This is a genomic window from Actinoplanes sp. NPDC051343 (genome assembly GCF_044455125.1).
Classification (GTDB): Bacteria; Actinomycetota; Actinomycetes; order Mycobacteriales; family Micromonosporaceae; genus Actinoplanes.
The window spans coordinates 65,296-86,940 of record NZ_JBITEL010000013.1; the positions used below are offsets into that span (position 1 = coordinate 65,296).

The window sequence follows — 21,645 nt, forward strand, 5'->3', positions numbered from 1 at the left end:
TGTTACTGACCGTCCGCACTACCTTCTAGGCATGACGGAGAGCACCAACGGGCGACCTTCCGGCGCCGAACGACACCGCGGAGCGGTTACGCTCCGCCGCGACTCGATCCCGCCGAGTACGGCCGATGAGAAGCTGCTGGATTCGCACCATCGGCGCGAGTGGAAGACGAAGGACGCCTGGCGGTCGCTCCGGATCCTCTCCGAGTTCGTCGAGGGCTTCGACACGCTGGCCGACCTGCCGCCGGCGGTGAGCGTCTTCGGCTCGGCCCGCAGCAAGCCGGAAAGCCCCGAGTGCGAGATGGCGGCCGCGCTGGGCGCCGCCCTCGCCGAAGCCGGCTACGCGGTGATCACCGGCGGCGGCCCGGGCGTGATGGAGGCGGCCAACCGGGGTGCCACCGAGGCCGGCGGCATGTCGGTCGGGCTCGGCATCGAACTGCCGTTCGAGCAGGGCCTCAACGACTGGGTCGACGTCGGCATCGACTTCCGCTACTTCTTCGTCCGCAAGACCATGTTTGTCAAGTACGCCCAGGCCTTCGTCGTGCTGCCGGGCGGCTTCGGCACGCTCGACGAGTTGTTCGAGGCGATCACCCTGGTGCAGACCAAGAAGGTCACCCGCTTCCCGGTGATCCTGATGGGCGTCGCCTACTGGGCCGGCCTGATCGACTGGATCCGCAAGACGCTGCTCGAGGACGGCAAGGTCAGCGACTCCGATCTGGACCTGATCCAGCTCACCGACGACATCGAGGAGGCCGTGCAGATCATCGTGGCGGCCGACGCCGCGCACGCGGCCGGGAACGGGAAGAGCTGATGGCTGCGATCGGCGTCTTCTGCGCGTCCTCCTCCACCCTCGAACAGAAATGGCTCGACCTGGCCACCGACACCGGCCGCGAGATCGCCGCCCGCGGCCACACGCTGGTCTCGGGCGGTGGCTGCGTCGGCATGATGGGCGCGGTGGCCGACGGGGCCCGGGCGGGCGGCGCGCACACGCTCGGCGTGATCCCGCAGTCCCTGGTGGATCTCGAGGTGGCCGACGTCCACTCGGACGAGTTGATCGTCACCGCCGACATGGGCAGCCGGAAGAACCTGCTGATCGAGCGGTCGGACGCCTTCATCACGCTGCCGGGCGGCCTGGGCACGCTCGACGAGCTGTTCGAGGTGTGGACCACCGCCACCCTCGACCTGCATGACAAGCCCATCGTGCTGCTCGATCCCGAGGGTTTCTACGACGGTCTGCTGTCCTGGCTCGAGGGTCTGGCGCACACGGCGTTCGTGCGGGAGTCCGCTCTGGTCCGGGTGACCGTGGCGAAGTCGATCGCGGCCGCCCTCGACGAGGTGGAGAGCCGTCGGCCGGCGGCGTCCTGAAAAGTTCGCCTGAACTGGGATATCGCTGAGAGCCGATCTCCTGTTACGTTACCCAGCGCTGGGGAGTGATCACTGTGGATCAGTGGTCGCTCCCCGCTACATGGGGGAACGAACGGGGAGATTGCCGTGGTTACATGGCGTCGTATATCGGCATGCGCGCTGGCCGGTCTACTGGTGGTCCAGCTGGCCGACACGCCGGCCCGAGCGGCCGAGCCGGCCGGAGCGAGACCGGGCCGACCGGCCGGAGCGGCGGACGCACCGCCGGTCCAGCGCCGGGCGGCCCTGCCGACCGGCAGTCACCACCTTCCGGTGGGATCGGGTGATACCGGGCTCACGGCGACGGGCAAGCCGTTCCGGCGCCCGGCCGCGGCGGTGCCCGACCGGCTGACCGCACCGAAACCGGTCCCACCGCCGGCCGCCAGCGCGCGCAAGATCAAGCCCACCGTCAAGATCGGCAAAGCCGCGGCCGGCTTCGACCCGCGCACCAGCACGCCGGTCGCCCGCCCGGACGCGAGCACCGAACTCTTCCGCAACGCCGACGGCACGATGACCGCGCTGGTCGCCGCCGCGTCGAGCTCGATCACGACCGACGGCGACACCTTCGTGATGTCCGGCCACGGCGACGAGTCGAGCTCGCCCGACATGCAGGTCGGCACCGAGGACGGTGGCAAGCACATCGGCCGTGCGTACCTGAAGTTCGGCAGTCTCGCCACCACGCTCAAGAACAAGTACATCGACGGCGCCTCGGTAACGATGTTCGAGACCTGGGCCCCGTCCTGCACGGCCGCGCCGGTGAGCGTCTACCCGGTGACCCAGTCGTGGTCGCCGTCCTCGCTGCGGTGGCCAGGCGCGCCGGTCAACCAGGCGTACGACACCGAGTCCTTCGCCCACATGGGCGGCTCCAGCACCTGCGGCCCGGACTGGGAGTCGCTGCGGCTGAGCGCCGACGACGCCACCGGCTGGACCCACGGCAAGGCGTTCAACGGGCTCAGCGTGCGGGCGGCCAACGAGAAGTCGAACGCGCAGTTCAAGCGGTTCGCGGCCGCCGAGAGCGCCAACCCGCCCCGGCTGAGCATCACCTACGGCGACGAGGGCGCGGCCTACGGCGTCGACTCGGTGCTGCTGCCGACCAACACCACGGCCGGTTCGGTCGCCGCCAAGGTGACCAACCAGGGGTCGAGCACCTGGCCGGCCGGCGGTGGCTTCAAGCTCGGCGTGGTCGTCAAGAACGGCTCGACCACGGTCGCCACCTCGGCCAAGGTCGCCCCGTCGGCGGCGATCGCGCCGCTCGGCACCGGCTCGATCACGGTGCCCATCCCGGCCGTCGCGCCCGGCAACTACACGGTCGAGCTGCAGATGTACAACTCGGCCGGCACCGACTTCCACACGGCGTACGGCGTGCCGGTCGCGACGTTCCCGATCAAGGTCAACAACGTTCTGCCGGCCGCCAACTACGAGCAGCCGGGCACCGGCGCCGAGGTCGAGTCGATCACCCCGACCCTGTACGCCGAGGGCGTCGACCCCGACAACTGGCCGGCCGGCGCCACGCTCCGGTACGACTTCAAGATCTGCTCCGGCACCCCGACCGCGCCCACCAACTGCGTCAGCTCCGGCCTGACCGGGCACAGCTGGACCCCGCCGCCGCTGAACTGGTCGAGCACCTACTACTGGTGGGTCCGGGTCAACGACTCGAGCGGTACCGGGCCGTACACCGGGCCGCTGATGATCACCACCCGAGTGCCGCAGCCCGCGATCACCTCCAACCTGGCCGGCAACCCCGATTCCGCCCAGGGACCCGGCCTCGACCCCGGCATCGGCAACTACTCGACCGTGGTCACCGACGCCTCGGTCGCGACGACCGGCCCCGACCTGACCATCGTCCGCACCTACAACAGCCTCGATCCGCGGCGCGGCAACGCGTTCGGATCCGGCTGGGCGTCCCGGATCGACACCGCGCTCGCCGAGGACCGGGTGGCCGGCGCGCCGACCTCGCCCAGCGCCGTGATCACGCTGCCTACCGGGCGCCAGATCCGGTTCGGCCGCAACCCCGACGGCAGCTACGCGCCGCCCCAGGGCGTGGCGATGTCGCTGACCCGCAACGACATCACGGCCACCTGGACGCTGCGCGACTCCAGCGGCAACCGATGGGTGTTCGACGCGCTCGGCCGGCTCGCCACGGTCGTCGACCCGGACGGGCTCACCGAGACGCTCACCTACGACACCAGCGACCACGTCACCGAGATCCGCAACAACGTGAGCGGGCGCAAGCTGACACTGGCCTGGTCCGGGACCCACATCGCCCACGTCACGGCCAACGACGGGCCGGTCTGGAAGTACACGTACACCGGCGACCGGCTCACCTCGGTGTGCGGGCCCGACGCCGCTCCGAACTGCACCACCTACGACTACGGCAACGCCTCGCACTACCGCAGCGAGGTGCTCAACGACGCGCCGCGCGCCTACTGGCGGTTCGGCGAGACGAGCGGCTCGACCGCGGCCAGCGCGGCCGCCCGGTCACCCGGGGACGACGCCGGCACGTACACCGGGGTGACGCTCAACGCCGACGGCGCCCTCGGCGGCACCGGCGACAAGGCCGCAGTCTTCGACGGCGCCAGCAGCCGGGTCAACCTGCCGCCCAAGCTGACCACGCCGGCGATGTCGTCCTCGGTCGAGCTCTGGTTCCAGACCACCGACTCGGGTGTGCTGCTCAGCTATCAGAACGGCCAGCCGTTCCCGGCCACCGCCACCAAGTGGACGCCGGTCATGTACGTCGGCACCGACGGCCTGCTCTACGCCGGGTTCTGGGTGCCCAACCCGACCGGTTCCCGGCAGGCGATCAGCGACACCCCGGTCAACGACGGCGCCTGGCACCACGCCGTGCTCTCGGCGTCGATCGACAAGCAGACCCTGTACGTCGACGGCGTGGCCCAGCAGACCATTGCCACCGGCCCGATCGACCACGCCGAGCAGTGGCAGTACACGGTCGGCGCGGGCCAGACCAAGAACTGGCCGGCCACGAACAACGAGGGCTTCTACTTCAGCGGCCGGATCGACGAGGTCGCCCTCTACAACCAGCCGTTGAGCGCGCTCGCGGTGGCCGGACACTACGCCGCGGCCAAGCAGATCGACGTGCTCACCGGCATCACGCTTCCGCAGGACAACCGGCAGTACGCCAGGCTGACCTACGACGACGAATCGGACCGGGTACGCGCCCTGACCGACAGCTGGGGTCGCAACTGGACACTCGACGCGCCCGTACCCAACGGCGGCACCGGCCGGATCGCGCTGCACGGGCCCTACCCGGACTGGGTCTACAACGTCGACTACGACCACAACGGCCGGCTCACCTCGATCACCCACGACGGGGCCGGGCAGTTCTTCGACTACAACGCGGCCGGCTTCGTCGCCAAGGTCGCCGACGCCAACAACCACTACGCGGCGTTCACCACCGACGACCGGGGCAACGTGCTGTCGCAGCAGACCTGCCGGGCCGCCGGCGCCTGCGACACCGGCTACAAGTCCTACTACCTCAACAAGGCCGACCCGCTCGACCCGCGCAACGACCGGGTCACCGCCGAGTCGACCGCCCGGTCCAGTGGGCCGACCGACACGACCTATCGGACCGCCTACACCTACGACACGGCCGGGCGGCTGACCGGAACCAGTTATCCCAAGCCGGCCGGGGTGACCGATCGACCGGCCGAGAGCTGGACGTACGCGACCGGGTCGGAGGCGGCCGTCGGCGGCGGCACGGTGCCGGCCGGGGCGCTGCTGCAGCACAACGGCCTGCGCAACCAGGTCACGGCGTACCGGTACCGCTCGAACGGCGACCTGGCCGAGCAGATCTCGCCGCTCGCCCTGCACACCCAATACCAGTACGACGAGCAGGGGCGGGTCCAGCAGATCACGACCGGCAACGACGGCGGGGCGGTCTTCTCCACGACGGCGTACACGTACTACCCGAGCTCGCTCGTGCACACCCGGACCGACCCGGCGGTCAAGAACCCGATCAACGGGGTCACCCATCAGCAGGTCACCACGTACGCGTACGACGGTGACGGCAACGCGGTGAGCGTGACCTTGTCCGACGCCACCGGTGGCGACCCGGCCCGGACCACGGTGTACGGCTTCGACGCCCACGACCGCGCGGCCTCGACCCGCTACCCGGACAACACCACCGACCGCACCACCTACTCGGCCGACGGGCTGACCGTTGCCCACACGGACCAGGGCGGCATCACCTGGACCGACGTCTACGACGACGAGCAGCACCTGCTGACCCGCACCGCGGACGGCGTCGGCGCCGACCCCGACAACCCCGACGCCGACACCGCGATCACGCTCGAGTGGCGCGGCTACGACCCGGGCGGGCGGCTGGTCAGCTACGCCGACGCGATGGGCCGCACGACCCGCTACACGTACTACGACAACGACCTGCTCGCGTCGGCCGTCCGGCAGGGCTACCACGATCCGTCCGGCACGGTCCGCGACGTCACGCTGGAGCAACGCACCTACGACGCCGAGGGCGACCTGACCCAGGACGTCGACGGCGGGGTCACGACGACCAACGCGTACGACCCGGCCGGCAACATCAGCCGGACCGTGACCGACCCGTCGGGCGCGGCCCGGGCCACCGACTACGTGCGCGACCCGGAGAGCAACGTTCTCCAGCAGACCCTCACCGGCGCGGCCCAGGCCGGCCGCAGCGAGGTCACCAGCTACCAGTACGGCCCGGACAACCAGGTCACCCGCACCGATCAGCAGCTCGACAGCCAGTCGACGCTGTCCACGGTCAACACCTACGACGAGCGCGGCCTGGTCCGGTCGGCGCGTAACCCGCGCCTGCTCACCACCGACTACACGTACGACGCGATGGGCCGGCCGAGCACCGTGACCAGCCCGGCGATCGACACCTGGGTGGCGGGCAAGCAGACCAGGTCGGTACGGCCGGTGGCCACCACCGGCTACGACGCGTACGGGGAGGCCACCGACCAGCGCGACCCCAACGGCGCGGTGACGACCTCGGCCTACGACCTGATGGGCCGGCAGTCTCAGACGACCTTCCCGACGTACGCGCCGCCGGCCGGCATCGCGGTCACCCGCACCGAATCGTACGAATACGACTACCTGGGCGACATCGTCAAGACCACCGACGGGCTGCAGCGGATCACCACGGCGACCTACGATCCGTACGGCAACCAGCGGTCGATCACGCTGCCCAAGGTCGGCGACCAGCCGTCCACCAGCACCTTCCGCTACGACCGGAACGGCGAGGAGGTCGCGGCGACCACGGCCGGCGGCTCGCAGACCCAGGCCGGTTACGACGAACTGGGCCGCGCGGTGACCTCGACCGTGGTCGAGCGGCAGCCCGCACCGACCAGCTACCTGATCACTACGACGGACTACGACGACGGGGGCCGGCCGACCCGGCTCAGCACCCCGCAGGGGCACGCGACCAGGTTCGACTACGACTCCGGTGGCCGGCTCAAGACGGTCACCGACCCGACCGGCCGGTCCACCGGCTACACCTGGGACATCGCCGGACGCGCACTTGCCACCACCGATCCGTCCGGGCTGGTCACGACCACGACCTACGACCTGGCCGGCCGCGCGGTCGGCGCGCAGGCGAGCCGGGACGGCACGGTGCTGCGGAGCACCTCGGCCGACCTCGACCCGGACGGCAACACCAAGAAGATGGTGAGCGCCGAGGGTCGCACGACCAGCTACGACTACGACGCGCTCGACCGGTTGGTCACGCAGACCTCGGCGTCCATGCCGGGGCACGACGTCACGGTGCAGACCGGCTACGACGCGGCGGGCAACCGCACCCGATATGTGGACGGCAACCAGCACGCCACCGACTACACGTACAACGCGTGGGGCGAGCTCGAGTCCACGATCGACCCGGCCACCGCGTCGACACCGGATGCGGCCCAGCGCACGTGGACGTTCGCGTACGACAAGGCCGGGCAGGCGGTGACCCAGCAGATGCCCGGCGGGGTGGTCCGCACCGCGACCTACGACGCGCAGGGCCGGCTGACCGCGGAGACGGGCACCGGCTCGGCGGCGGCGACCGCGCCCCGGAGCCTGGGTTACGACCCGGACGGGCAGGTCGTCCGGGTCGGCGGTCCGGGCGGGGACACGACCTACTCGTACGACGACCGGGGCGATCTGGTCGGCAGCGCCGGGCCGGCCGGGGCGAGCACGCTGAGCTGGTCGGGTGACGGCAACAACGTCTCCCGCACCGACGCGGCGGGCACCGCGGCCATGGACTACGACGACGCGGGGCGGCCGAAGTCGTTCAGCGATCCGGTGACCGGGCGCACCGTCGACTACGGCTACGACACCGCCGGGCGCGTGGGCTCGATCGTCGACCGGGCCGCGAGCAAGACCGTCAAGCGCGTGGTCGGCTACGACGATCTCGGCCGGGTCGCGTCCGACCAGGTGCAGCAGACGGTCACGGTGGGGGTGCCGCCGCGGATCCTGCTCGGGGCGTCGTACTCGTACGACAAGGACGACAACGTCACGCAGAAGACGGCCTACCAGCCGACCGGCAGCACGGCCAACGGCTACACCTACGACGGGCTGAACCGGCTCAAGACCTGGACCACGCCGTCCGGGACGACCGGCTACACGTTCGACGATGCCGGGAACCTCACCGGCAACGGGTCGACGACGTCCGTCTACAACGAACAGAACCAGTTGGTCGACGACGGGACGAACACCTACACGTACTCGGCCCGGGGCACCACCGACAAGGTCACCCCGAAGAACGGGGGAGCGGCCGAGGACGAGAGCTTCGACGCCTTCGACCGCCTGACGGCGGACGGCTCCACGACGTACGGGTACGACGCGCTGGACCGGGTCGCGACCCGCAACGGCACGGGCGGATTCCAGTACGCCGGCCTCACCAACGACGTGGTCTCCGACGGGTCCCGGGTGGTCAGCCGGGACGCCTCGGGGCAGCCGTTCGCCGACCGGGCGACGACCGCCGCCACCGGCCGGATGATCTTCGCCGACAGCCACGGTGACGTGACCGGGCGCTACCTCTCGGCGAGCGCACCGGACACCCGCTCGTACGACCCGTTCGGCAAGGTGACCTCGTCGGCCGGGGAGACACCGGCCGCCGGCTATCAGGGCGCCTGGACCGACGCCGCGACCGGCCAGGTCGACATGGCCTCCCGCTGGTACGACCCGGGCACCGGTTCTTTCGCGAGCCGGGACACCGAGACCAACGCGCCCGACCCGAGCGGGTCCGGCAACCGGTACGCGTACGGCTCCGGCAACCCGGTTACCGCCACCGACCCCTCCGGCCACGGGTTCGACTGGGACGATCTCCCCTGCTTCTCTCCCACCGTGGAGTGCGGGCTCCACAACGCCAAGGGCCTGTACGACCAGCTCAAGGAGTACTGGGACGGCTCGCCCGGCCTGAACTCCGAGGATTGCTACCGGTACGGTTCCTGGGGAAACATGTGCGGGAGCTTCGATTACAGCGACCGTCATGAGACGTATTACTACGGCGGTTCGCAGACCTCCAACTACAACGGGGGCTCCGGCAAACCGCCGGGCGGTGGTAATGGCAACGGGCACGGCAACGGCAACGGGCACGGCCACCGGGGCGGCCCCGGTGGCGGTGACGGCGGCTCGCACTACACGCCGCCCCCGCCGCCTCCGCCCCCGCCGTGGGAACCGCCGCTCTTCCATCCGGTCAAGGCGCCCCCGCCGGGCACCCAGGTCAAGCCCCGGGTGCCGAAGATCGACATCAAGCTGCCCCACTTCAAGATCACCGACCCCGGACCCGGCATCACCGCCGGCATCGCGGGCCTAATCACCACCGCGGCCGGAGCGGTCAGCACGGTCGGCGCCGCGGCCGTCGGCACCGCCGAGGCGGCCGGCTCCCTGGTCACCCTGCTGGTCGGTGGCCTGCTCGGCACCTGGTTGTCCCAGGTCGGCAAGCGACCGCGCAACAACCCGCGCCTGGACTACTCGACCGACCCGAACGACCCCGAGATCACCAAGACCAAGCAGAAGCGTGACGAGTGCTTCGCCCAAGGCTTTGACGGCGGCGAGATCCATTACGGGCCGATGGACAATTCGGTCGTCACGCCGAGCGAACCTCTGGGTCGGGCCACCTACGGCGAGGCCTGCTTCCAGCCCGGCCCCCGACAGGCGGGCACCGACGCCACCTATACACCGCGCGGTTACGTGAGCACGCCCGGCAACGAGATGGCGCGCGGGCATCTCATCGCGAAGACGCTCGGCGGTGACGGGGCGGAACCCGGCAACATCGTTCCGCTCTGGCAGCGGCAGGTGAACTCGAGTGCCATGTTCCACGGCGTCGAGAAACAGGTCGAGCTGTGGGCCCGCGGCGAGCAGGTCTACTACCGGGTCGAACCGAACTACGTCGGCAACAACGGGGTGCCTCTCGCGCTGAACATCGTCGTAGCGGTCCGCAATCAGGCGCCGATCCACTTCACGATCTGGAACGTCAAATGACCACCCAGGACCTGCTGGCCGCGCTGCGCTGGTCAGCCCCGCCGGAGCCGGTCGACTGGACGCAGGTCGAACCGGCAGTCGGCCGGACCTACCCGGCCGAGTTCAAGGAGATCGCCGACGCGCTGTCGGCGGGCAGCTTCCAGACCTTCCTGACGCTGCTGCACCCGGCCCGGTTCGGCGGGCCCGAGGCGTACGCGGAGGAGGTGCACGGCTACGCCGACCTGTTGCGCGACGACGCGGAGGAGCGCGGCTTCCCGTACCCGATCTATCCGGATGCCGGTGGCGTCCTGCCGTTCGCGGTGATCGGCTTCGACTGGGTGATCGGCTGGCTGACCGCCGACGACGACCCGGACCGATGGCCGATCATCCTTTGCGACAGCCACCTTGGTTCGTGGCACGTCTATCCGATGTCGACATCCGAGTTTCTACGCGCCGTAGTGACCCTGCCGGCCACCATCAAGCCGATCGGCTACGTCGCCGAGGCCGTGCAGCCACCGTCCTTCGTCGGCGCGACCGGCAGTTCGGCGCCCATGCCCACCACCCCGGACCCGGACTACTGGGCCGGCCCGGCCGGGTGCCGACCGATGATCGGACCGGCCGACGCGGTGGAAGAGCTACGAGGCCTGGTCGAGCCGGTGCCCGTGCCGTCTCTCGAGTGGAGGTTCGGACCGAGCCGGCTCGGCATGGGCACGCCCGCCGACTATCGGCACCTGATCGATGAACTGGGCAACGTCCGGGTCGGCCCGGTCACCGTCACCGCGCCCGGTGGGCGGCCTGACTTCCTCGACCGCTATGACGCGCTGCGGCTGCAGGTTCTCGGACTGCGAGCCAACGGCGAGGGGCCACCCGGAACCATCTGGCCCGAACCTCGCGGCGCTGTGAAGTGGGCCGAACTGGACGGCGGCGGGTCGGTGTGCTGGCTGTTCACGTCGGCGAACCCCGACCAGTGGGCCGTCCTGGTGCTCGGCGCCGACCTGAAGTTCTCCGTCACCTACCCCATGACCGCGTCCCGTTTTCTGCTCGAACTCGCGACCCACCCTGACATGGCAACCTCCTGGGGAGGAACACGTTGATATCGACACGCGGCACGGCGGCGGCTGTGCTGGCCGCTGCGCTAGCGGTGGTGGGCCTGTCCGCGCCCGCTACCGCCGATCCGGGCCCTCACCGCGGCGACTACCTGCAGCCCGACGTACCCCGCTCGCTCGACGTCGGCTTGCTTCCGGCGACCGGTGACAAGCGGTTCGTCCACCCCAAGGCCAAGCCCGCGGTGCCGACCGGGGACAAGTCCGGCCGTACGTTCGTCTATGTCGAGGGAACCTCGGCCGATGCGGCCAAGGCCGCCGTCCAGGCGGCCGGCGGCAAGGTCCTGCAGACCAACGGCAAGCGGGTACGCGCCGCGGTCGCCGGCGCGAAGCTGAAGACCCTTGCGACGGCGCCGGGCGTGGCCGATGTGCGCCAGCCCGACCGCGCGTTCCCGCTCGCCGTCACCTCCGAGGGCGTCGAGTCGTCGGGTGCCGGTGCCTGGATCCGGGCCGGTAAGACCGGCGCCGGAGTGAAGGTCGGCATCGTCGATGTCGGCTTCGAGGGTCTGTCCGATGCGCAGGACGCCGGTGAACTTCCGGCCGGCGTCACCGTGCACGGCAACGACTGCCCGACCGACAACGGTTCTTCGCACGGGACCGCGGTCGCTGAGGTCATCCATGACATGGCTCCGGGCGCCGACCTCTACGTGGCGTGTGCGCCCGATTCGATGACGTTCGCCTCGGCCGTGCAGTGGCTGACCAGTCAGCACGTGCAGATCATCAACGCGGCGATCGGCTTTCCTAATACCGGTCGTGGTGACGGCAGCGGTCTCGACGGCTCGCCGGCTGCGGTGGTCAAGCAGGCCCGCCAGGCCGGAATCCTGTGGGTCTCGGCCGCCGGCAACCAGGCTCAGCTGCACTGGTCGGGGCCGGCCGCGGACGCCAACAGCGACGGTTACGTCGAGGCGAACGGCACCGCCGTGGGTAACGGCTTCAACCTGCCCCCGGGCGGGACCGCGACGGTGAGCCTGCGCTGGGATGCCTGGCCGACGACCCGGCAGGATCTCGACCTGATGGTCCTCTCCTCCAACCACGTGCCGACCGGCCCGGACGATCCGGCGATCGTCGGCCAGTCGACCAATCCGCAGTCCACCGCGGCCGCCCCGCTTCCGCCGACCGAACAGATCACGATCGAGAACACCAGTGGCGGCTCGCAGGCGTACTGGATCTACGTCGCCGCCAAGGCGTCCTACCCGACGACCAAGGCGGACGTGTTCGTGATGGGCGACGCGACGAGCGTGTCGTACCCGGTCGCGGCCGGCAGTGTGCTCGAGCCGGCGACTTCGCCGTACGCGATGGCGGTCGGTGCCAGTGCGATCGGCAGCGGGCGGGTCGACGCGTACAGCTCTCAAGGTCCGACCGTGGACGGCCGCACCAAGCCGGACATCGTGGGGCAGTCCGGCGTGAGCACGTTCACCTACGGTCCGGCACCGACGATGGCCGGCACCTCGCCGGCGTCGGCGCACGTCGCCGGGGCCGCGGCGCTACTCGAAGGGGCCAACAGCGATCTCGACGCGGGTCAGGTCGAGGCGATGCTGGAGGGCCGCACGAGCCCGTCGAAGTTCGACAACCAGTGGGGCCACGGCCTGCTCGCACTCGGCGCGACCGGCGACACGAACCCGGTGGCGGGCAGCGGTTTCACCCCGATGCAGACCCCGCAGCGCATCCTCGCCACCACCGGCGCGATCGGCGGGCACCAGCGGCCCTTCACCGCCGGCGAGGTCTACACGCTGCCGATCTCGGGCCTGCCCGGGGACGCGACCGCGGTCGTGGTCAACCTGACCGCGAACTCGGCCGACCGCACCGGCATCTCGCTCTACCGCGACGTCGACTCGCTCGGCGACATCCCGATCATGGAGCTCAGCGGTGCCGACGCCGCCGGGGCGGACGACGAGCACACCACGATGGCGATCGTGCCGCTCTCGACGGCCCGGACCATCGCGATCCGCAACAGCGCTGGTACGGCGGACCTCTACCTCGACCTGATCGGCTACTTCAGCCCGGCCTCGCCCGGGACCTACTTCCCGGCCGACGCGCCGGTGCGGATCATGGACACGCACACGACCCTGGGTGGTCACTCGGGGCCGCTCGCCGCCGGCGAGACGGCGGTTCTGCCGGTACGCGGCGTGGCCGGCGTCCCCGCCAACGCGACCGGCGTGCTGGTCGACGTGCACGACTCCGAGGCGACCGCGCGCGGCTGGCTCACCGTCTTCCCGCAGAACGTGCCGACCACCACCGGCACGCTGGAGACCGTGGCCGGCGCGGCCCGCAACAACCTGGTGATGAGCGGCATCGGCGACGACGGCGACATCCGGATCCGCAACCAGTACGGCAGCACCGCGGTCGCGGTCGATCTGCTCGGCTGGTTCGCCCCCGGCTCCGGAGCGACCTACGTACCGCTGGACCGCGCCACCAAGGTGCTGGACAGCCGCACCGGCACCGGGCTGCCGGCCGGCCGGATCGGCCAGGGCGACGAGGTGTCACTGTCGGTCGGCGACGTCGCCGGTGTGCCGCGGAACGTCGCCGCGCCGGTGCTCACGCTCGACGCGACCGGCGGCGCCACCGGCTCCCTCGCCCTGCACCCGGCCGAGCGTGGCTCGTCCGGCCTGACCGATGTGGACAGCCTCACTGCCGACCGGGCCGTCGCCGACCTTGCGATCCCCCGGACCGGCGACAGCGGGCAGCTCAAGATCCGCGCGGAGGCCGGGGACGCCGACCTCGCCGCCGCGGTGACCGGCTACTTCGTCGGGGGTCTGGCCCTGGCCGCCGCGACCGGGTCCTGCGCGATCGACGCCGAACCGGGCTTCACCCCGCTCTACGACGGCCGATCGCCGCAGAGCAAGGCGTGGCGCCAGACCGGCACGGCGGGAACGGTCACCGACTCGGGCTGCGAGCTCGGCTCGACCGGCAAGGACTCGTTCCTGTGGTACCCGGCCGAGAACCTGCCGTCGGACTACACCCTGCGGCTCGACTACCGGGCGGCCTCCGACTCGTCGGACTCCGGCGTGATGGTCGGCTTCGGCACCCCGACCACCAGCAACGTGGCCACCACCGGCGGCTACGAGGTGCAGATCCTCGGCAACGGCGCCACCACGGCGGCGACCGGCGCGATCAACGCCACCAAAGCACCGATCGCGCAGACCGAGAAGCCGGCCGGGCAGTGGAACGCGCTGGAGATCGCGGTCGACGGCAAGCGGATCACGGTCCGGCTCAACGGCGTACTGGTCAACGACTTCGTGTCGACGGCCGCCGGGCGGATGCTCGACCCCGCGTTCATCGGCCTTCAGGGCAGCGCGGCCGGCGACCCGGTGACGTTCCGGGACGTGCGGGTCCGGGCCGACCGGCCGGCCACCCGGTACGGCACGATCGGCGGCAACAGCGGCCAGTGCGTGAGCGTCGTCAGTTCGGCCCGCGCCGCCGGTACGGCGTTGCAGACGTCGGCCTGCGGCACCGGGGACAACGAGCGGTTCACCTTCCCCGGTGACGGCACCATGCGGGTCTACGGCCTGTGCGTGGACGCCAACGGCCCGGTCCGCAGCGGCACGTTCCTCTACGTGCAGACCGCGACCTGCAACGGCAGCGGCACCCAGCAGTGGCAGCCGAAGCCGGACGGCGAGCTCTACAACCCGGCCAAGAACACCTGCCTGGACGCGCCGCAGACCGGCACCCTGCACCTCGAGACCTGGACCTGCCAGGCCGCCACGCACCAGATCTGGCAGCTGCCGACCGCTCAGGAACGGTTCGGCCCGCTGGTCGTCAGCGGCCTGGCCAACCTGTGCGTCCAGGCGGCCGGTGCCACCAACGGGGCCCAGGTGCAGGCGGCGGCCTGCTCGCCCGACGCGGGTGGTCAGCAGTGGAACATGCCGGGCGACGGCACACTGCGGATCTACGGCTACTGCCTGGACCAGAACGGGCCGGTCCGCAGCGGCACCTACAAGTGGCTGCAGATCACCGCCTGCAACGCCGCATCGACCTCGCAGCAGTGGACGGCCCGGGGCGAGTTCCTCTTCAACCCGGCGATGAACTACTGCGTCGACGGGGTCAGCCTGACCGCGACCGGCGGCCGTTTCGACTCGTACCCCTGCGTCGCCGGGGCACCCAACGAGCGGTTCTCGATCCCGGCTCTCGGGCTGGGCGCGGGCCTGCACTGGTCCACCGAGGCCAAGCTGGTCGGTTCGTGGGCGATGGACGAGAACAACGGCACCGCCACCGCGGACGCCAGTGGCCTCGGGCGCCCGGCCACCCTCTCCGGTGCCACCTGGACGACCGGGCACACCGGCAGCGGGCTCTCCTTCAACGGCACCGGCGCCTACGCGTCGGCCACCCCGACCGCGCTGCAGACCGACCGCTCGTACAGCGTCTCGGCCTGGGCCAAGCTCAGCGACAGCAGCACCTCCCGGACGATCGTGGCGCAGGAGGGCACCACACGCACGCCGTTCGCGCTGCTCTACTACCCGAACAGCACCGAGTGGGAGTTCGCCGTGACGACCGGGTCGGGCGCCTCGTCGTACACCCGGATCGGCGCCGGAGCCGGCAGCATGACGCCCAACCGCTGGACCCACCTGGTCGGCGTCTACGACGCCGAGACGGGCGCGGCCCGGCTCTACGTGGACGGCGTCCTGAAGAACACGGTCACCGTGCCCCGGCTCTGGGCGGCACCCGGCAACACGCTCATCGGGGCGACCTGGTGGAACTCGGCTCACGACAACTTCTTCAGTGGACAGATCGACGACGTCCAGCTCTACCAGGGCGTCCTGACCCAGGACCAGATCACGGCGCTCAGCCACTCCTGACCCTCCTTCAGACGGGAAGAACATTTTGATATCGACACGGGGGATGGTGGCGGCCGTGCTGGCCGCTGCCCTGGCGGTGGTGGGCCTGTCCGCGCCCGCTTCGGCCGATCCGGCACCGCGTAACGGCGACTACCTGCAACCTGATGTGCCCCGCTCGCTCGACGTCGGCCTGCTTCCGGCGACCGGTGACAAGCGGTTCGTCCACCCCAAGGCCAAGCCGGCTCTCCCGGCGCGGGACAAGGCCGGCCGTACCTTCGTTTATGTCGAAGGAACCTCGGCGGCCGCGGCCAAGGCCGCGGTCCGCGATGCCGGCGGCCAGGTCCTGCAGACCAACGGCAAGCGGGTACGCGCCGCGGTCGCCGGCGCAAAGCTGGCCACGCTGGCCAAGGAGTCCGGTGTTTCCGCCGTGCGCCAGCCCGACCGGGCGTTTCCCCTCGCCGTCACCTCGGAAGGCGTCGAGTCGTCGGGCGCGGATGCCTGGATCCGGGCCGGTAGGACCGGGGCCGGTGTGAAGGTCGGCATCGTCGATGTCGGCTTCGAGGGCCTGTCCGATGCGCAGGACGCCGGTGAGCTTCCGGCCGGGGTGACGCTGCACGGAGACGACTGCCCGGCCGAGAACGGTTCTTCGCACGGCACCGCGGTCGCCGAGATCGTGCATGACATGGCGCCGGGCGCTGACCTCTATCTGGCGTGCGCGCCCGATTCGATGACGTTCGCTTCGGCCGTGCAGTGGCTGACCAGCCAGCACGTGCAGATCATCAACGCCGCGATCGGTTTCCCGAGCACCGGTCGTGGCGATGGCAGCGGTCCCGACGGCTCGCCGGCTGCGGTGGTCAAGCAGGCCCGCCAGGCCGGAATCCTGTGGGTCTCGGCCGCCGGCAACCAGGCTCAGCTGCACTGGTCCGGTCCGGCCGCGGACGCCAACAACGACGGCTACGTCGAGGCGAACGGCACCGCCGTGGGTAACGGCTTCAACCTGCCACCCAGTGGAACCGCGACGGTGAGCCTGCGCTGGGATGCCTGGCCGACGACCCGGCAGGATCTCGACCTGATGGTCCTCTCCTCCAACCACGTGCCGACCGGCCCGAGCGATCCGGCGATCGTTGCCCAGTCGACGAACGCGCAGGCGACAGCGCCCTCGCCGCTGCCGCCGACCGAACAGGTCACGATCGAGAACACCACCGGCGGGTCGCAGACCTACTGGATTTATGTCGCCGCGAAGGCGTCCTACCCGACGACCAAGGCCGACGTGTTCGTGATGGGCGACGCGACAAGCCTGTCGTACCCGGTCGCGGCGGGCAGTGTCCTGGAGCCGGCGACTTCGCCGTACGCGATGGCGGTCGGTGCCAGTGCGATCGGCAGCGGGCGGGTCGACGCGTACAGCTCTCAAGGTCCGACCGTGGACGGCCGCACCAAGCCGGACATCGTGGGGCAGTCCGGCGTGAGCACGTTCACCTACGGTCCGGCACCGACGATGGCCGGCACCTCGCCGGCGTCGGCGCACGTCGCCGGGGCCGCGGCGCTACTCGAAGGGGCCAACAGCGATCTCGACGCGGGTCAGGTCGAGGCGATGCTGGAGGGCCGCACGAGCCCGTCGAAGTTCGACAACCAGTGGGGCCACGGGCTGCTCGCACTCGGCTCGGCCGGCACCACCCAGCCGGCCTCGGCGAGCGGATTCACCCCGTTGCAGGAGCCGCAGCGGCTGATCGACACCAGCTCGTCGACCAGCTTGCACCCCAGCAACTTCGGCGCCGGCGAGGTCTACACGCTGCCGGTCACCGGCCTGCCGACGGACGCCACCGCGGTCGCGGTGAACCTGACCGCGTGGTCGGCCAACCGCACCCACGTCGACCTCTACCGGGACGTCGACACCTACGGCGGCGTTTCCACGGTGGAGCTGCAGCCGAACGAGAAGCGCACCTCGATGGCGATCGTGCCGCTCTCGGCGGCCCGGACCATCGCGATCCGCAACGACGCCGGCTCGGCCGGTCTCAACGTCGACCTGCTCGGCTACTTCAGCCCGACCAGCTCCGGCACCTACTTCCCGGCCGACGCACCCCGGCGCGTTCTCGACACCCACACCGCGGTCGGCGGGCACAACGCGCCGTTCGGCGCCGGCGAGACGTACGCGCTGCCGGTCCGAGGCGTGGCCGGAGTGCCCTCCGACGCCACCGCGGTGCTGGTCGACGTCGGCCTGACCGAGGCCAGTGCGGCCACCTATCTGCAGGTCTTCCCGCAGGTCGCGCCGGCCCGCACCGGCACCCTGGAGACCGATCCCAACGGCGTCCGCAGCAACCTGGCGGTCACCGGCATCGGCGACGACGGCGCCATCCGGATCCACAACCAGACCGGTACGGCCGCGGTCACCGTCGATCTGCTCGGCTGGTTCGCTCCGGGCTCCGGCGCCAAGTACGTCCCGCTGGCCCGGGCGACCAAGGTGCTCGACACCCGGACGGGAACCGGCGGTCCGATCGGCCCGATCGGTCAGGCCGCCAACGTGCCGCTCTCGGTGAGTGACGTGGCCGGCGTGCCGCGGAACATCACCGCGCCGGTGCTCGCCGTCGCCGCCGGCGGTGACGGCAACAGCTCACTGTCGGCCGGTCCGGCCGAGCGAGGCTGGTCCGGACTCGCCGACGTGCAGGGGCTCCAGCCTCAGAGCACCGTCGCCGAGACCATCGTGCCCCGGGCCGGCGACAGCGGGACCATCCGGATCCGCAACGAGGCCGGGGCGACCGACCTCACCGCGGCGGTCACCGGCTACTTCGTCGGCGGCGCGCCGCTCGCCGAGCAGACCGGCTCCTGCGCGATCGACGCCGAGGCCGGCTTCACACCGATCTTCGACGGCCGGTCACCGCAGAGCAGCGAATGGCGTCAAGCGGGCACGGCCGGCCCGATCAACACCGGGAACTGCGAGCTGAGTTCGAGCCCGAACGACTCCTTCCTCTGGTATTCGGCCGAGGACCTGCCGGCGGAATACACGCTCCGGCTCGACTACAAGACCACGTCCGACTCGTCGGACTCCGGGATCCTGCTGGGCTTCGGAGCGCCCCCGAGCGGGTCGATCGCCGCGGCCGGCGGCAAAGAGGTGCAGATCAAACCGAACGGCTCCACGATCACCGCCAGCGGCGCGATCTACGGCACCCAGGAGCCGAGCGCGCAGGCCGAGAAGCCGGCCGGCCAGTGGAACGCCGCCGAGGTCACGGTCAGCGGGAAGCGGATCACCGTGAAGATCAACGACGTCGTCGTCAACGACTTCGTGGTGACCTCGGCCGACCAGCTGAAGGACCCCGGATACATCGGACTCCAGGGCAGTGTGGCCGGCGACCTGGTGACGTTCCGCGACGTGCGGGTACGCGCCGACAAGCCGTCCGCCCGCTACGGCACCATCACCGGCAACGGCGGCCAGTGCGTCGACGTCTACAACGCCGGCCACGCGTCCGCCACCGCGCTCCAGTCGATCCCCTGCCGGGACGGCGACGACGCGCAGTTCTTCACCCTGCCCGGCGACGGCACCCTGCGGGTCTTCGGCCTGTGCGTGGACGCCACCGGACCGGCCCGCTCCGGCACCTACCTGTTCGTGCAGACGTACACCTGCAACGGCGCACCCAGCCAGCAGTGGGTGCCCCGCGCCGACGGCACGCTCTACAGCGCCACCCGGAACGCCTGCCTGGACGCGCCGGCGACCGGGACCCTGCACCTCTACACCTTCACCTGCACCGCCACCAGCAATCAGCTGTGGCAGATGCCGGCCACGCAGGCTCGGTTCGGCCCGGTGTTCGCCAGCGCGTTCCCGGGTCTGTGCGTGGACGTGGTCAACCAGCAGGCGGCGGCCGGAGCGAGCGTCCAGGACGCCTCCTGCAAGGACGACATCGGCAGCCAGCAGTGGACCGTGCCGGGCGACGGCACGCTGCGGATCTACGGCTTCTGCCTGGACGAGAACGGCCCGATCCGGGCCAGCAGCGACCGCTGGCTCCAACTCTCCGCCTGCAACGGCTCGGCGACCGAACAGTGGTCGGTCCGGCCCGGTGAGGGCCTCTACAACCCGGCCACCAACCGCTGCGTCGACGGATTCAACATCGCCGCGGCCGGCGGGCGGCTCGAGGCCTACCCCTGCAACGGCAAGGTCAACCAGGAGTACTCGATCCCGGCCCTCGGCCTCGGCGCCGGCATGGACCGCTCCGCCGCGGCCCATCTGGTGGCGTCCTACGCGATGAACGAGAACAACGGCACCATCACCGCCGACGGCACGGCCGGTGCCCGCACCCAGACACTGACCGGCGGCCCCACCTGGGCCACCGGGCACGAAGGGTCGAGCCTGTCGTTCAACGGCACCAGCGCGTACACGACAACGCCGAGAACCACGCTGCAGACCAACCGGTCGTACAGCATTTCGGCCTGGGCCATGGTGACGTCGTCCCCCGCCGGTTCGTCGCGGGCGATCGTCGCCCAGGACGCGACCGGACGTACCCCGTTCGTGCTCATGTCCTACGCGGCCGGCAACGAGTGGGAGTTCGCGGTCACCCAGGCCTCGGCGTCCACCGCCTACACCCGGATCGGGGCGGGCAGCGGCTCGCTGGTGCTCAACCGCTGGACCCATCTGGTCGGCGTCTACGACGCGGAGGCCGGCCAGGCCCGGCTCTACGTGGACGGCGTCCTCAAGAACACGGTCCACGTCGAGGGGCTGTGGCTCGCCTCCGGGGCGACCGTCATCGGCCGCACCTGGTGGTCCGGGGGACCGGACGACTTCTTCGCCGGCCAGATCGACGACGTCCAGCTCTACCAGGGGGTCCTGACCCAGGACCAGATCATCGGCCTCAGCCGGTCGTGATCACCCGCCGGGTGGGTGCCCAGCACCCACCCGGCGTGGAACACTGACCGTCATGCCGCCGCAACGGGCGACACTTCTCCAGGTCGCGCAGCGGGCCGGCGTGTCCCGCAGCACCGCGTCCTTCGTGCTCACCGGACGCCACCTCGACATGCGGATCTCCGAGGACGCCCGGCAGCGGGTACTCCGGGCCGCCCAGGAACTCGACTACCGGCCCAACCTGATGGCCCGCAGCCTGCGGACCAAGGTCACCCGGACGGTTGCGCTGATCTCGGACACTCTCGCTTCCGACCCGTACGCCGGGAAGGCCCTCCACGGAAGCCTGGCCGCGGCCGTCGCCCGCGGGCACCTGCTGTTCATCGGCGAGAGCCGAGGCGACCCGATCATCGAAGAGAAGCTGATCTCGGACTTCCTGGACCGGCAGGTCGACGCGTTCGTCTACGCCAGCATGTTCACCCGCCAGGTCCGGGTGCCGCCGCTGCTGCGCGACCGCCCGGTGGTGCTGCTCAACTGCCTGACCCGCTCAGCCTCGCCGACACACCACTGCCTCGTCCCCGACGAGTACGGCGCCGGCGTCACCGCCGCCCGCACCCTGCTCGACGCGGGCCACCGACACGGCATCCACCTGGTCGGCAAGGTCAGCGAACACGTACACGCGGCCCGCGAACGGCTGGCCGGCATCGGCTCGACCGGTGCCCGGCTCGCCGCGCCCATCGAATGCGAGTGGTGGCCCGACTCGGCGTACGAGGCGGTCAGCCGAGCCCTGCGCGGCGGCCTCGAGCCGCGGGCGCTGATCTGCCTCAACGACCGGATCGCCCTCGGCGCCTACCAGGCGCTGCTGGCAGCCGGCCGGCCGATCCCGGACGAGGTGTCGGTGATCTCCTTCGACGACTCCGACCTGGCCGCCTGGCTGCGGCCGCAGCTGACGAGCATCGCACTGCCGCACTACGACCTCGGATGGCAGGCGGTCGAGACACTGCTCGGGCCGCCGTCCGAGCCGGCGGTGCACCGGCTGCCCATGCCGGTGCGGCTGCGGGCCTCGATCGGGAAGCCGCGGTTCGAATAACGTCGTACCGGCGTGGTCTCA

7 protein-coding genes are annotated in these 21,645 nt (G+C 70.9%); all 7 read left to right on the top strand.

What is annotated here, in order from left to right; genetic code table 11:
- Window positions 1–31: 31 nt before the first annotated feature.
- Window positions 32–808 carry a TIGR00730 family Rossman fold protein gene (locus tag ACIA5C_RS35825; protein ID WP_396063066.1) on the top strand — a complete coding sequence of 259 codons (777 nt, stop codon included), beginning with the start codon at window positions 32–34 and terminating at the stop codon, window positions 806–808.
- Window positions 808–1,362 (top strand): TIGR00730 family Rossman fold protein, encoded by a 555-nt coding sequence (locus ACIA5C_RS35830; protein ID WP_396063068.1) that lies wholly within the window; start codon window positions 808–810, stop codon window positions 1,360–1,362. The genes ACIA5C_RS35825 and ACIA5C_RS35830 overlap by 1 nt, the downstream gene beginning before the upstream one ends.
- Window positions 1,363–1,671: 309 nt before the next feature.
- Window positions 1,672–9,858 (top strand): DNRLRE domain-containing protein, encoded by an 8,187-nt coding sequence (locus ACIA5C_RS35835; RefSeq protein ID WP_396063070.1) that lies wholly within the window; start codon window positions 1,672–1,674, stop codon window positions 9,856–9,858.
- Window positions 9,855–10,931 carry a hypothetical protein gene (locus ACIA5C_RS35840; protein WP_396063072.1) on the top strand — a complete coding sequence of 359 codons (1,077 nt, stop codon included), beginning with the start codon at window positions 9,855–9,857 and terminating at the stop codon, window positions 10,929–10,931. Before ACIA5C_RS35835 ends, ACIA5C_RS35840 begins: the two co-directional genes overlap by 4 nt.
- Window positions 10,928–15,733 (top strand): ricin-type beta-trefoil lectin domain protein, encoded by a 4,806-nt coding sequence (locus ACIA5C_RS35845; RefSeq protein ID WP_396063074.1) that lies wholly within the window; start codon window positions 10,928–10,930, stop codon window positions 15,731–15,733. The genes ACIA5C_RS35840 and ACIA5C_RS35845 overlap by 4 nt, the downstream gene beginning before the upstream one ends.
- 55 nt (window positions 15,734–15,788) lie before the next feature.
- Window positions 15,789–20,561, top strand: a complete 4,773-nt coding sequence (locus tag ACIA5C_RS35850) for a ricin-type beta-trefoil lectin domain protein (protein ID WP_396063076.1) — start codon at window positions 15,789–15,791, stop codon at window positions 20,559–20,561.
- Between the two features lie 52 nt (window positions 20,562–20,613).
- Window positions 20,614–21,624: a LacI family DNA-binding transcriptional regulator gene (locus ACIA5C_RS35855; RefSeq protein WP_396063078.1), complete on the top strand. Its 1,011-nt coding sequence runs from the start codon at window positions 20,614–20,616 to the stop codon at window positions 21,622–21,624.
- Window positions 21,625–21,645 lie beyond the last annotated feature (21 nt).

Coding starts and splice junctions, on each gene's coding strand:
- ACIA5C_RS35825 (WP_396063066.1), top strand. CDS start 32: ATGACGGAGAGCACCAACGGGCGACCTTCCGGCGCCGAACGACACCGC.
- ACIA5C_RS35830 (WP_396063068.1), top strand. CDS start 808: ATGGCTGCGATCGGCGTCTTCTGCGCGTCCTCCTCCACCCTCGAACAG.
- ACIA5C_RS35840 (WP_396063072.1), top strand. CDS start 9,855: ATGACCACCCAGGACCTGCTGGCCGCGCTGCGCTGGTCAGCCCCGCCG.
- ACIA5C_RS35855 (WP_396063078.1), top strand. CDS start 20,614: ATGCCGCCGCAACGGGCGACACTTCTCCAGGTCGCGCAGCGGGCCGGC.